Raw genomic sequence first — 15693 nt, 5'->3', positions numbered from 1 at the left:
AATTCACATGATGACGCTGAGTCACTTGTGAAAGTTAGAGGGTGTTTTTTTATCCAAATATGATCTGTTCCTGCATTACGTGCTGCGATCTAGCGCTGAAGCAATTGTCTGCGGCGGAAGTACATGAATCCCGCGCTACCAAGCGCCATCAGCATCATGCCCACAGCAGTGTAAGCCATTGTGCTCTCTTCACCTGTTTGTGGCAGCATTCCCTGAGATCCAGGACTTCCGTTTGGCTGTGATGCAGAATTTCCATTGCCCTGTGATCCATCTGTATCCGTTCCAGCAGGAGGTGCCAGTGCACCATCCCCATCCGGTGCATCTGTATCCCCAACAGGAGGTGCAGTGTCTTCACCGTTGGATACGCCTGGTGTCGGTGGCGCTACCCCGCCATCTTCATCTGTCGGGCTTTCGGTTCCTCCCCCAGACTCTGTAGGTTCAGTAACAACCGTGCCTGGAACCGACGGATTTGATGTTCCTGGTTCCGGATTTACTGGTTTCTCCGGATCTGGTGTTCCCCCCGTAGTAGGGGTTCCCGGATTATAAGGTCCACTCGATCCACCACCCGATACCGGGATAGCCTGATTCGTTTTTTCCACAACTACAGCTTCCGTTTGTATGTTCGTAATTTCAAATGGTACTGGTGTTGTGTCCAAGATATATCCGTTAGGTGCTTTTATTTCAACCAACTGATATTTATTGATATCCAGGTCTTTAAGTACAATTTCACCTTGTTGATTGGTTGTCAGTGTAGCTTCATCCAGACCTGTTACCTTGTGGAACTCCCAATTCCCATTGGCATCCATCAATGCAGTTTGAGCCCGTAATTCAAATACTGCTCCCTGAAGGTGCTGAGTTCGACCCGCATTGGTTTTAATCAATTTCACGGAACGATCATTTTCTTTATTTTCAATCGTCAATTGAGTTTCCGGCTTGATAATAGATACAAGCGTCTCTGGCTGTTCAATAACATAGCCTTCTGCCTTGGTCTCTACCAATGTATATGGACCATACGGCAAGTTATCAAATTCAATGACCCCATGGATATTCGTAACCTGTGTGTCAACCACCGCATTTGTACCATTACGCAGTTCGAATTCAATTCCAGCTAACACGGATTGATCCTTGGCGTTCACTTTGGTCACCACCAGCTTGGCATTTGTGCCCTGCGTATTGGTATGTGTGAGCGTAACAATCTGAGTTTGATTGGTTACAATGGTAAGAGGTATGGGCGTTGAATCCAATTGATAGAATTCAGGTGCCTCGACCTCAATCAACTCATAATCCCCTGGCTCCAGATCTGTTGCTCCGATCTTTCCATCCTCACCCGAAGTTATCGTATCGATCAACTGGCTGGTTTGACCATTTTTCAGGTACAGTTCGAATGTTGCACCTTTTAGCGTTTTCGTGCTGTCAGCAGCATCCACCTTGGTTAATTCGAAGCCTTGACGAATCTTTTTATTTTCAATTTCAAAAGCGATATCCGCATCCTTGAACTCAATTGTTTTACCTGAGGCAGAGCCATATTCAGGATCAACCAAGTATCCTGCTGGTGCAGATAATTCTTTTAACTTATAAGGTACACCATTGGTCAGATTGTTTAATCGATAGTTTCTGGAGCTTTCAACTACTCCATTCTCGTCCGTTGGTTTCAATGTTTCCAGAAGCGTAGTTCCAGATGCATTATAGATTGCGAATATGGCTCCTTCCAGCGGAACCCCTGTATCACTGACTTTGTGAATTCTGATTTTGCCTAAACCTGTGGAGGCACCTCCACCTGCTCCAGCTAATGAAACTTTAATACCCGCCTGATTGCCTTCCCCTACCACCGAAGAAGATTGACCTGCAAATTCAACCTTATTCTCAATTCGAGCTCCATGATCGGCATTAATATAGGACTGGTATTCCAGAATGAATGCAGTATGGATATCTTTCTTGAAGGTGAAGGTAAATGTATTGCCCTCCACGTTCAATTCATAATCAGCCGGATCAACCAGTCCAGCTTTGTTGGATACATTGCCTGAATTGTTGGCAGGCAGGTTCGTTGCATATAATTTCAATGAATCAGCCAATAGAATTTGGTTCTCCGACAGGGTATCTGTTAATTGAGAATCCGCTGGAACATAAGATTGACTTGGATTGATATTCACCGTCCATGATGCTTTATCCGTTGTACCGATCTGTTGACCTGTTTTTTGTACATACACACCACCGTGAACTGGCGTGACGCTCGCTGATCTATTAAAGCGCACTTCACCACCGTCACCATCGGTTAGAACAGCCTGGTTACCATATGTGCCTTCGACGGAATAAGGTCCATCCAGGCTGGTCTGGTACTGAATGCGATAAGCTGTTTTGCCGATGTTACCCAGATCCAATGTAAAACCTTTACCGTCCGGGTTCAGCTGGAATTGACCAGGTGTGAGCGGAACCTCGCTACCTACAGCAGTAACGTTATTGGCTCCCTGTAACTCTAACTCATGAACTTTTAATGAACCGTCTACAAAAGATTGGTTACCCGTGTAGGCATCCTTGAGGATGGCTTCGTGAATATCAAACAAGTTGTAGTTTACATCAATTGTCCATGTGATCTTTTTGTCTTTGGCGCTGTATTCGCCCTTTTTGTTACCATTTTGAATGGTGTACTCTTGAGGTTTGACAACAGCAGATTTGGTAATCGCAGTCTGTGCTACATTGGATTCTTCCCAATCGATCTTGGCAGAGTTGCGATATTCATTATCCGTTGGCATACCTGCCGTCGGGTCAAAGCTTGTTGTATAGGTAATGACATGTTCCGTGTTAATTGTAACGCCGTCCTTCAGGCGAACGGAGAATCCTTTTTCATACGTTGGATCAGCCGGGTCTGGAGTCAGTTCGAAGTCTTCTTTGTTAACCCCACTCACTTGAAGACTACCCGGAATCAGCTTCATGTGTCTGCCTTCGTAATTATCCGTGATGACGATATCCGTCATGTCCTGCAAATCACGGTTCAAAACAATCTGCCATTCGATTTCTTTTGTGTTGAAGTTTTCACTTTTCACACTCTTTGCAAAAATGACTTCCTGAATGTCTCTTCGGCCTGTTTTGGAAGTACCATCATACATGTTCACTCTGTTCGTAATGGTGTCGTTTGTATAAACACGATGAATGGTTTGTGTATCATATTCGATCTCATAGGCCTTGGTAATATCGTTCTTAAAATGTAATCTGAAGCCATCATCGAACCCTGTACCCATCGCTTCGAGTGTGTATTCATTTGGATTGATCAATGTTCTGTTCGAAGCCGCTCCACTTGCATTAATGTCCACTTGATACACTTTGACGGAATTGTTGATCAGTTGCTGTTTTGCCGTATCAAAGCGGTCTTCAATCCATGCATTCGTTTGCATGATTTCTTGCTGATTGTAGTTATATTGCACTTTCCATGTGATCGTCTGTGTCACCGGATCATACGCACTATCTTGCCCTGACTTGTTCAAAGGCTCATTAAAACTCACACGAACTCGGCCAATATCTGTTTCGTTGTGCTCACTCTGATCCGTTGTAAGCGCAACCTGGTTTTGATACTCCACGTTGGTGAACGGAGCAGTGGTTGGTGCTTTAACACTTGTCGTGTAGGTCACACGATAGGCCTTATCTGTATCCCCCAATTGGATTGGAAACTGTGGTTCCGTTTGAACTACTGGACCTGCTTTTACAGATCCATTCAATTGCACTTCCAATTCGCGAATTTCGATATTGCCCTTGAGTTCAAGGTTTGTTGGCAACGTATCTGTAAGAACCGCATTTTTCAAAGCCTTCTCGCCTTGGTTAAAATCTACGGTCCATTCAATTTCGTCGGAGTTGAAGTTTTCTTTGTTTGCGTTTCCCGATTTCTTCAACTTATCTACGGCTGTGTTGGCAAAATGCACATCAATGATGCCCTGCCCTACGGAACTAAAGTCTATCTGTTGTTTCAAGCCATCTTCCATCTTGCTCTCATCGAACTTAATCCACACGTAGAAGTTACCTTCCAGCTGCGCATGCTCGATCAGTTCATTAAAGGTAAAGATGATTGTGCCATCTGGATTCACCACATACTCCCCAACACCGCCATCCAGATTACCCTTAAGCTGCGATCCGATGATGAATTTATCGGGCAAGTTAAAGGTGAACGTAGAGCCATCGCTGTAGTTGTGGTTGTCATCTGCAAGTCCCCATGTAAAGACTACAGCCACCTCATCCTGAATGCGTGGTCGAATATCCTCGATTTTATCTCCTTTGACTTCAATCGTGCCATTCCCGTTGTCTTCTGGTACCTGATTGTACATCTGCACACTGGTAATCAATTGATCTGTAATTACCGGACCTGCAGCTGCCATTGCTAAACTGCTCTGGTTGAGGTTTCCCTCCCCCTCTTCTTCCGGAGTGGCAGCAACGTCAACGTTGTTCACCTCTTCCGAACCTGCCAAACCTTCTTCTGACGCTGTATCGCTGATTGCACTGGCTGGCAAATTAGTTAATTCATCCTGAGCATGCATTATTGGTGTAAATATCCAACCCTGCATCATTTGTGTGACCAGCAACAGAGCAATGATCACTATGCTCACTTTTTTCCTCATTTTTTGCATATCCTCCTCGTACGTAGTGTTGGCATACGCCGAAGATTAGAATAGCAAAGCGACATATACAAAAAATATACAACACTAAAATCCTCATTTTTGAACACCAAATTGAACGCAAAGAAGGATACTCCTCAAGCGGAGCATCCTGTTCAAACGGTTGTTATCGTGTCCAGTTAATTTTGACGCGCAGATCGGTAGTACCTTCCATTTTGGACACATAATAAGATATCGATTTCATGCCAAGCTGGTACAAATCCTGCAAATCTTCAATCAGTCCAGCCTCCGTACCCTTGTACCTGAACGTAAGCGAGGTTCCGCCTTCCTTCAGTGTACTTTGAACCTTGGTCTTCAGCGCAGCATGGCCTTTAACGGCATCCTGTTCATCATACAGGGAGTAGTCCAGAGCATGGTACAGCTTCTGATAAGCGGCTTTTTTGCTATCTCCGGCCTTCACCAGCTTTAATAAAGCTTCTCGATATGGAGCTGGCGCAGCGGGGTACTTGCTTTTGCCTGTCCAGATATGGTCACGTGCCATCTCATCATCGCTTAGCAAATAATAGCTGTGGCTAACCTTACCTTTGCGATCAGGGGTAGGATCATCCCATGTGGTGTCCATGTGATACCACTTGCCGTCCAGGTTCACGATATTCCAGGCATGAAGCTGCCCACCTGCTGTGCCTTCCACAATCCGGTTATCGATACCTACTCGCTCCAGCATCCGATAAGCCAGCAATGAGTATCCCTGACACACGGTACTGCCTGTAACAAGCCCGTCGTAGGCTGTATATTTCTTCAACGAAGTATCGTAGGAAAGGTTAAGCACAATCCAATCATGGATGACCTTGACCTTCTCATGATCCGTCATGCCTGGTTTGATGATTTCTTTCAACACGTTCGTGACTTTACGATTCACATAATCGGTCTGCTCCTTGGTCTCCCGATAGGAGAGAGTCACATGCACCTCGGCCGACACATTGGAGCCTTTATAATTAAATGCATAACTTTTAACGGTATATTGGATATAGGGGTCACTCTTCATTGCCTCATCGATGGAGGTTTGTAATTGTTTTTTGAGGCCTTTCACATTGCCTTTGTATGTAAAAACAAGTTCCTCCGTTCGCTGTGACATTGCGGTAAGCAAGGTCTGGCGCAAATCTGTTGCCGTGGATATATCTGATGTCCCTGATGCAGCATACAGTTGATCCAAATCAACCGTACGTGGTAACGCTACAGCAATCAGACAGCCTGCCAGCAGTATGGTGATAATTCGTTTCCCGTTCTTACCCATGAAAGGAACCCACCCTTCTTTGCAAAGTTCTCACGCCCTATTGTATCACAAAAGGCTCTGTCGTCATTCTTCTATATCATTTCAACTAAAGAATATTTACACGAACACTCCGATGTCAGAACAACTTTCCGATCGCTGTTATCCCCAGATTTTTTTGATCCTTTATTCAAAAGGAAAAATCCGGTGATAAAGGCGCACGCTTCGCTTCCTCAAGTTATTTCTGACCTCTCCGTTATCGTGTAAATGTTAGTTGAAATAATATAATTTTTGTAAAAATCAAATCAAAAGAGACCTTCTATGGAAGGTCCCTTTGATCTTTAGTTCATTGAATCACGATTACCCGTTATCTTCATCCTATGATTCGCACGGGCACGATATGAGTGATTCCTCGTCTAATACAGACGATTCCCACTCATAAACGTATCTGTTTTACCTTGAAGCTTCGCCAGCCTTTCCAATACCTGTGACGCTTCAGCTACCGTCACTTTGCGTGCAGGCATGAACCGTCCTTCAATCGAAGGGAGCAATCCCAGCTTCAAACTCAGGGAAACCGCCCCCTTACTCGTAACGGCACTGGCATCCGCGATGTTCGGAAGATCCGATGGCAACGTGTAGAATCCGGCCAGCTTCTCATAGCGTAAAATACGTACGAGCAATACCGCCAATTCTTCACGTGTCATCTCTTCCTGCGGATTCAAATTCTGTTCAGGGTCCGCTCCGGCAAGCCAGCGTTGATCGATTAATGCCCGAACTGCCTTATAATACGGGCTGTCAGGTGTCACATCAGCGTACAGCTTGTCATCTCCGTCCCCACTATAGTACAGATCCATATTTGGATTAATCGCTCTTGCCAAATAGTTAAACCAATCTCCTCGGGTGATCACACGATCCGGGAATACACGTCCCTGTTCATCAGCAAGCAATACGCCATGCTGTGTCATATTGCGAAGAGCTGCTTCGGCCACATGACCCAAGATATCCGTAGGTTCAGCCTTGGTTGCAGAGCTTGTGTCCCCGTATATAAGCTTCCACTCTCCTGTGTTCGCATCCAGCGCTTCATAGTTGCCATAGATCGAATTCTCATCACGTGTAGGCATATAAGCAAGGTTCACCCCCGCCGGGATGACTTGAACACCGTTCATACCATATCCACCGTAACGGGAATACGCCAGAACCAGCTTGAACTCCTCCAGATAGAGTGCCTTGGCCTCATCATAACTGATGGCTGGCTTAACATCTGCCGGCAGTTGTTCAGGCGTTGCCGCAATACGCGTATAAAACTCGTTAATTGTCCCGTTGTTCAACACCTGTACTTGTGCCGTATCATCCTTAACCGGAATTCCGTTCAGATAACGTTGGAACATAAAAGTACGCGCATCATCTACCTCAATCACGTTAGCCAGCCGGAACTGCTCCGTAGCATCTGGAACTAGCGCAATCACCGTGTTCATCGCCAGTTTCTCAGCCTGCTGCCGGGTTACCATTTTGCCTGCCTTCTCCTCAGCCGGTTTCTCCTGTTCCATCTCCGGTCCCATTCGTTGCATCATCGTATAGCTGTATATCTGTCCGGTAACTGCATCGACCTGTGCTGAGATATCCCGCATGAACATATAGGACATATTGGCACTTCGATCACTCCAGCTCAGACTCCATACCTGACTGTTCGGACTCGAGTAATATCCCTTGCCCAACTGGCTATGTTCCAGCTTATAACCCTTGGGAATGTCAAAGTTCGTTGCGACCCGATTGGCGGCCTGCTGAACATTTAACCTCGTACCATTGGCCGGGACAAAAGGAGTTACATCACCTTTTAACTTCGTATCCTGCTGCAAAGAATCTTCATCCACAGCTTTACCTGTTAATGTATTAATTCGTTCCAACGTATTGGCTTCAATCGGAACGATACTGATATTTCTTGGTGTATATGCTAGGTAGTACTGCAGACCCTGCTTGGAAGACAAACGATCTTTGGAGATATAAGCCAGTTCCACATCGAACTGTTCTTCAAACTGCTGTCTGGCCTTCTCTTCTGAAGCTGCCGGTTTCGATGAGGGATACTTGGCTTCGGTAGTACCTCGCGAGTAACCTGTCACCAAACCACTTTCATCCACATTAATGTAGACTGTCTCTGCGTCAGATAACAATCCATCATGTTTTAACTGGTACCCGTATCGATACTCTGTTCTGCCAAACAATGACTGTTGTTCGATGGAAGAATACAGATCTCCAAGCGGAGCGTATTCATTGTCCTTAAGACCTGGAATCGCTTGATACAACAGTGCCACGGCCTTTTTTTCAGCTTCAGCTTTGGTTAGCTTCACATCCGATTCCGAGACATGTTTATCCAGGATATCCGACGGCAAATGTACACTTAACACTTCCCCTGTGCCTGCATGTACAGTTCCACTGAATCCCGACGTATGGTTGCCTTGTGTAATCTGGAACCCGATCTCCCATGCCTTGTAGTCTGGCGGTGGATAGGAATTAGGTGAATCGAATCGTACAGATGAGATCGTTGCTTTTTTTAACAATGGAAATAATTTCAGTATATTTTCACTGGCTTGCCTGGATGAGATTTTCGCTCCATCAGGCACGTCATTGCTCGTTGCGTCTAGTTGCTCATTTTCCCCCGTTGTCGCTTCGGTCACCTGTTCAGCTCTCGCGGCTGATGCACTGCCTGCAAAACCTGGTGTTTGCGAAGCAAGCAGCAGTGTTGCCATCGCTGCGGTTGTTGCTTTGGTTGCGAACATTTTGATACGTACGTTAAACTTCCAATTCAAACTCAAATCTGGACCTCTCCCTTCAATTTCATACAAAGAAGCATAACAAATAACCTCGCATGAATATTGCCAGTCTATTCTATGATACCATAAGCTTCCTTTTTAATCGTCGTTTTCGGGGCAATTTTACAAATGTGAATTTCTGCATATTGCTAATAATAGCAAAAAAACGCCAACCACGTTGGCGTTTTCTCTGTTAGCCTGCACTCTTATGTAGGCTGATTCTACCTTGTCAACTACTCGCTATAGACGAATCATTCGACTTCGCCTGACCTTGAACATGGGTTTTCAAAAAGGGAATAACGGTGTCCCAGAAGGCGGGATCTTCCTCGGAACAACTGTGTCCTCCGCTGTTGACCCATAGATGTTCAACAGGTGGATCGGCTTTGGACATAAAATATTCAAGCTCACTCGGGGGAATGAAATTATCTCCCTTGGAGTGCACCATAAGCATCGGCAGTTGCATCCCCCTGCGCCGTTCATTCAGCATCATCACCGGATCACGCTGACGATAAGATTTCAGAGATTCACCCAGTCGCCAGAACCAGATTCTCGGAATTAACTGAGCCAGTGGAAACAAGGGCAGACGCCGGCGTCTCAGCTCTGAACTGACGATTACCTCAAATTGCGATGGCATCGAGTCCGTAATCACTGCTGATACAGGAATTCCCTCCGTCACTGCAAGAATCGTACCCAGTCCCCCCAAAGAATGTCCAAGCACTCCGATGGCATCCGCATCAATCTCTGGTCGTGCAGTCGTATACTGCAACGCCGCCAGCAGATCATCCCGGAACAAATAGGCAGATGCAGCACGAACCGGATCACTGGCCCCATGACTACGCACATCATACATAAATAAGGCATATCCGGCTTCCCAGATCGGACGTGCGTAACGAAGAACACGGGAGCGATTGGAGCCCCAGCCATGTGCAATAATAACGAGCGGCCATGGTTTCGGAATGTCGGCTCTGGCAGGGATGAACCAGCCATGCACCCGACCTCCACCACTGTCAAAGGTCACATCCTCAAACGGCATTGGGGGTGTCAGGGTGATTGGAATTTTCTTGGGTGTCTGGCTCTTTACCGCTGCCTTCCATAATCCACCTGCCGTTACTGCGGCCACGGCGAGCATGCCGCCTATCATTGTTTTAGCTTTCACAGGGCATCTCTCCTCTCCGAATTCTGGCATACATCCATCATAAAACAATAGAATGAACGGCACGTTAAACGACATGGGTTTTTATGATAACGATTGATTTAAAATTGTTTTAAAAGATACCTTTATATATACCCAAATCTACGTACTTTTGGACCGGCGCCTGTGCCTACACTTTCGCTACTTCCACAAATCTCCGTGAGCAAGCTGCGATCTTCTCATGATCTCCTGCTACAAGAGCTTCTCGTGGTAAAAGTGCACTTCCCAGACCCACTGCAGCTGCGCCTGCTGCATAATAATCAGCAATATTCTCCAGTGTGGCACCACCTGTTGCCAGCAGCGGGATGTGGTTCAGGGGAGCTTTGATCTCCCTCAGATACGGAATGCCCAGACTCGCCATCGGAAACAGCTTCACAACTCGTGCTCCCGCTTCATGGGCAGCGACAATTTCCGTGGGTGTCATGGCTCCAGGCCAGATCTCGACACCATGTTCTACAGCATATTCAATGACAGACAGATCGACATTGGGTGACACCAGAAATTGTGCTCCTGCAGCGACAGCTTCCTTGGCCATCTGTACATTCAGTACCGTACCCGCTCCAACATAAGCCTTTCCTTCATGCCGCTCACGCCAGTCTGCAATAATATCATGTGCTCCAGGTGTGTTCAGTGTGACTTCCATCAGTCGGATTCCACCACCTGTCATGCCTTGTCCAGCTGTTACTGCCGCTTCACGGCTAATACCGCGCACAATCGCGACCAGCCTCGACTCCAATAGTACTTCCGTCAGATTCATATCCAATTCCCCTTGCTTCATCAATTCGGCAGCCGAAGACAGATAATCATGTTTACCGCTTTTCCGTTATTCATTATTGTAAAGCATATCCTCCCCTGGATGAAATACATTAATCCATTTCAATGTGAATGCGTCTGTCACCAACTCTATGATGTACGTTTATTACAATGCAAAAAACCTCTCCATGGAACATGGGCTGATTCACCCATTCAATTCCACGAAAGAGGCCGCATTTCGCCTGAAAATACTAAGCGTTTTCCAATACGTTATCCTTCTCCAAATCTTTAAAGTATCGATCGTTATATAACATGCTCGGATGTGTTGGATGATAGGCGAGTGCGATATCATTATGTTCTCGGGCCTTGGCACGGTTACCCATCCGGTCATAACACACACATAGTTGCAGATGCGGCATCCAGGTCCAGGCTGCTTCATTTAGCACCACCATAGGATCATCAGGACGTACAGCACGAGTCGCCTGTTCGTACCAGAACAGAGCCTTGGGATAATCTTCACGGTCGGCAAAATAACCACCCAATCGACAGCATATCTCGGCTCTTGGCAAATCATAGGCAAATGATCTGAACAACGCCGTGACTTCCTGTTCCGGATGTTCAAGTGCAGCTTCACAATCCGCAATTTTCTGGCAAGCAGCGATCTGATCTTCCACCCAGCCCAGCCCGGTATCCAGAAACTTCTCATAGTACTTCACCGCATCCTCATGCTGTCCATGGTCCTTCAGTTCATTACCGAAATAGTACAAGTCACGCGGCCCGAATTCCTCTCCGGCCTGTTCCCTTTTGCGATAGATCCGCAGATTCCGATCGGTATACTCCTTATCTTTCTTGTGTGTAACCGCTATATCACTATGCAGCAGATTGCCCGCTACAGCCAGATATTCATGCACTGCGCCAATCCAGCGAAATTGCCGATCCCGACGCACCAGACGATTCCGGCGCAGACTGTAGGCTACCTTGCCATCTGCTGTGAATGACAGATTGTAATCCATCGTTACACTATCAACATCCGGGTCCAGTGAACGTTTTAAGGCGATCAGTTTCGCCCGATCTTCCGGTTGGAACACATCGTCGGCATCCAGCCACAGAATATATTCACTCTTTGCCTGATCGAAGGCATAGTTGCGTGCTGCTGCAAAGTCATCCACCCATTCAAAATCAACGATACGATCCGTATATCTGGAAGCAATCTGACGGGTACCATCCGTTGATCCGGTATCCACGATTACAATCTCATCAGCAATCCCGTTGACCGAGTCCAGACATCTGGCGAGGGAAGCTTCTTCATTTTTCACAATCATACACAGGGTAATACTGATCGTCTCCTCACCTCGTCTCGCCCTACGATTAAAGGCAGATACCCCCGGCAGTTCGGACAATCGATAGATGTGGTACGCAGGGAAATGAGTATCGACGAACAAACGAAAACCCAGTGCCTGAGCACGGATGCAGAAATGACGATCTTCGCCCCAGAAGGATACATTGGGAATCTGGTCATACGAAACTCCTGCTGCCAGAACATTTTTGCGAATAAGGGTACATGCCCCTAACCCTCCAACTTCATAACAACCCGGGATCCGCAGCTGATTTAGAAAAGCAGTCGTTTGCGTGCCCTCGTCTTCCGCCTCGGTTCCGTCTACTGTTTTGCCACCGCGGCGATACAGAGCATACTCATCCTGCAGCCATACCTGCGGCATTTCCCTGGCATCCGGCTGCCAGCGGGTCCAAAAGATATTGGAAACAATGTCTTTGCCACTCGATACAAGTTGCTCCAGCGTCCGCGGATGCAGCACCAAGTCAGAATCAATCAGGAAAACCGCATCGTAGTGATTGTCGCGTGCATATTGCAATATGCGATTTTTCAAACCAGCTACACGCCAAATCTGTTCATCCTGCCAATAATGTCCTCCCTCATCCTTAGTGTACACCCCTTTGTTGTCAGGACTACCGCTGCCATGTTCATCTGCTTGAATAACCGTTCCCTCATGCTGAAGCACAAATTCACACAATATATTCGATGCGGCTTCTTCCACGTTATCGTCTACAAACAGATAATCCGTCTTCACTGTTGTTCTTTCCAGTGCATGCAGAGAATCCAGAAATTCACGAAGCACCGGAGTTGTCTGGCGAACCGGGCTGGCGATCAGTATTCTTTCTTGCCCAAGCGCTTCAAGCTTTTCCGATTGGCGGGTTTCTTGCGATTTAGCAGAACGTCTGGGCGGTCGATGATTATTCTGGCTCACTTTCTGATTCTCATTTTCGCTCTCATGTTGCTTCTCATTCTGATTTTCATTTTCTTGGGAATTCAGCTCTACTTGAGGTTGGGATTCTTTTTGCGATTCGCGTAACGGGTCTTTCTTCAACGTGCTCACTCCCCCTCTCCTTACTCGAACCATGCCAACAGTCGTGGCTCTTGATCCAATATCGATTCGTACTGTTCTTTCCAACCGTATCTTGCTTCAGGGTCCAGTGCTTGATAGCGTTCATATTTGCGGATGCGGTCTTCTTCCCGCGCCCAACCATAGTGCTTCACCCGGGGAGCATGACATCCATAGGACCAATGCTGGATCGTTAACGGAAAACGACCACAATGCTGGGGTGTCTCCTTCCATTCATAGCTCATCCCCGGGTGATAACGAATCAGAAATGGCCGATAGTAGGCATGCGCCTGCCAGAACTCATCTTCCCGGTAATGCGTCTCACTCCACATATCAAACAATCTGAAATAGATCGCATCTTCATTGCCACTGAGCAACAGATCCCGTAACAACCCAAAGTCACTGGTTAAAATCTCATCCGCATCCAGATTCAAAATCCACTCCGGATCGGTCGCCACCGTCTCTTCCCATTGTTGTTTTCTCAGGCTTACCTCGTCTGCAAAACGTGAAGCTGTGTTCTCCACTAATACGAGTGGAATACCGTCCAGAAGTTCCCTGCACAGCGCGACCGTTCCATCCGTGCTTCCGTCATCAATGATTACTGCGCGATCAATCCAAGGACGATGTCTCTCCAGTGCCTGCCTAAGATACCGATTCTCTTCATTACGAACGATCATCGACAAGGTAATATGTGGTCTTCCATGTTCCTCATGTCCATCCAAAGCTTCACCCCCATGCTCAAGCTTCTACCTATTAAAATGTCGGACACACGATGCCTGGACGAATCACAATCCTCTATTCCCAATCTATGCAGAGTCGGAATACGGATATGCAGGCCAAGGAAACCTTTCATGGGGTTAATCTTAATGAACGACAAAAAAGCACCCGCCTTCGCGGATGCTTTTAGTGTAATCACAAGATTAATGTAGTGAATAGTGAAGTGAATGAATTAACGGTATTCAGCCAGACGATCATTAAGACTACGTGTCTGCCCATAGACTTCCTGGTACAGTGCGAACAGTCCATAATAGACGGCAACCGTTTCCGGGTTCGGCTCATAGGACTTCGCTGGACGAATAAACGCCGTTGCACATTCCTGCAAGGACGGGAACCAGCCACAGCCATAGGCAGCCAGCATGGCTGCACCCATCGCAGGACCCTGTTCGCTCTCCAGCTTCACAATCGTGGCGTTAAAGACATCCGCCTGCATTTGCAACCAGGCTTCATTTTTGGCACCACCACCAATGGAGATGACTTCATTGACGGTTTTACCTGCACCACGCAGAATATCAATCGACTCCCGCAGCGAGAAGGTAATGCCCTCCATCACCGCACGTCCAAAGTGCTCCAGCTTGTGTCCCGCATCCATACCGATGAAGCTGCCACGGATATTCGCATCCGGATGAGGTGTACGCTCCCCAACGATATATGGTGTGAACAACAATCCGTTGCTGCCCACCGGAATCTGATCAATGCCCTGCAAGAGCACATCAAAGGATTTGTCCGCTGCAAACGTATCCTTGAACCAGGACAGGCTATATCCTGCGGCAAGCGTTACACCCATAATATAGAAGGCATCCTTCTCTCCGTGGTTAAAAAAGTGTACTTTGCCTTCGAAATCGAGATCTTTACGCTCTTCGTAGGAAAGCACAACCCCGGACGTGCCGATGCTGCACATCGTCTGTCCTTCACTCAGAATGCCTGCGCCAATGGCACCGCATGCATTGTCCGCGCCACCTGCATATACTTTTGTCGCAGTCGCCAGACCCGTTTGGTCCGCAATCTCAGGCAACAAGGTGCCCACTTCCTCAAACGATTCCACAAGACGTGGACAAAGGGAGATCGGTAAATCCAATGCTTCTGCAATCTCGTTGCTCCACTGCTTGCCTGCTACGTCCAGAAGCAAGGTACCCGCTGCATCGGAATAATCCATGGCGTAATCCCCTGTCAGGCGATAACGCACATAGTCTTTTGGCAACAGAAACAAGGATGCTTGCTGCAGCAATTCAGGCTCGTTCTCCTGAACCCACAGAATTTTTGGCAATGTAAAGCCTTCAAGGGCGCGGTTCCGGGCAATGCTTAACAGCTTGCCATCCAGCACTTTTTCGATCCGGCGGCACTGAGCCGTTGTGCGTGTATCGTTCCACAGGATTGCATTACGCAGCGGTTTGCCTTCAGCATCCACCAAGACCAGGCCGTGCATCTGACCTGAGAAGCTCAATCCTTCGATTTCCGAAGGCTGTACGCCAGACACTTCGAGCAATTTACGCAAGGAAACAATGGTCTGCTCTACCCAATCTTCGGGATTTTGTTCACTGTATCCGGCCTTGGGCTGGTACAACGGATATGCTTCGGATGCTTCAAATGCCACTTTTCCTTCACGATTGACCAGCACCGTTTTAACCGCGCTGGTTCCAAGATCGACGCCAATTACGTAACTCATAGGTTAACTCCTCTCGTTTGTAACAGGATTGTATAAATGAAACCCTTGATGCTCATGTGGCCACTCCGTGATCAGAAAACCCTTGGATCGCCGTTACCCCCGGATTTCCTTTATACCCTTTGGCAAGGGTGAAATCCGGGGATAAATGCGCACGCTTCGCTTCCTCGGGTCCTTTCTGTTCACTCCGTTTTGCATGCACCATCTTAGACAACCATTTATATCAAAACAGTA

General features: G+C 47.2%; 8 protein-coding genes. All 8 read right to left on the bottom strand.

The window, feature by feature from the left end; genetic code table 11:
- Positions 1-89: 89 nt before the first annotated feature.
- The gene (locus QVE09_RS29310) at positions 90-4601 is read right to left on the bottom strand and encodes a collagen binding domain-containing protein (protein WP_315939682.1); all 4512 of its coding nucleotides are present in this window, start codon (positions 4599-4601) and stop codon (positions 90-92) included.
- Between the two features lie 163 nt (positions 4602-4764).
- The gene (locus tag QVE09_RS29305) at positions 4765-5892 is read right to left on the bottom strand and encodes a transglutaminase domain-containing protein (protein WP_315939681.1); all 1128 of its coding nucleotides are present in this window, start codon (positions 5890-5892) and stop codon (positions 4765-4767) included.
- Positions 5893-6284: 392 nt separating this feature from the next.
- Positions 6285-8678, bottom strand: a complete 2394-nt coding sequence (locus QVE09_RS29300; protein WP_315939680.1) for an S-layer homology domain-containing protein — start codon at positions 8676-8678, stop codon at positions 6285-6287.
- Positions 8679-8904: 226 nt separating this feature from the next.
- On the bottom strand, positions 8905-9831 hold the full coding sequence (locus tag QVE09_RS29295; protein WP_315939679.1) for an alpha/beta hydrolase: 927 nt from the start codon (positions 9829-9831) through the stop codon (positions 8905-8907).
- Between the two features lie 166 nt (positions 9832-9997).
- Positions 9998-10624, bottom strand: coding sequence for a bifunctional 4-hydroxy-2-oxoglutarate aldolase/2-dehydro-3-deoxy-phosphogluconate aldolase (locus QVE09_RS29290; RefSeq protein ID WP_315939678.1), 627 nt, complete (start codon positions 10622-10624; stop codon positions 9998-10000).
- Between the two features lie 247 nt (positions 10625-10871).
- Positions 10872-11942, bottom strand: coding sequence for a glycosyltransferase (locus QVE09_RS31600; protein ID WP_397387121.1), 1071 nt, complete (start codon positions 11940-11942; stop codon positions 10872-10874).
- Between the two features lie 1082 nt (positions 11943-13024).
- Complete coding sequence (locus QVE09_RS29280; protein WP_315939676.1) at positions 13025-13741, bottom strand: glycosyltransferase family 2 protein; 717 nt, start codon at positions 13739-13741, stop codon at positions 13025-13027.
- 227 nt (positions 13742-13968) lie between these two features.
- Positions 13969-15462 (bottom strand): xylulokinase, encoded by a 1494-nt coding sequence (gene xylB / locus QVE09_RS29275; RefSeq protein WP_315939675.1) that lies wholly within the window; start codon positions 15460-15462, stop codon positions 13969-13971.
- Between the last annotated feature and the right edge of the window lie 231 nt (positions 15463-15693).

The organism is Paenibacillus sp. ClWae2A (genome assembly GCF_032452295.1).
GTDB lineage: Bacteria > Bacillota > Bacilli > Paenibacillales > Paenibacillaceae > Paenibacillus.
Note: the sequence above shows the minus strand (reverse complement) of the source record. Positions and strands in the feature narration are given on the sequence as shown.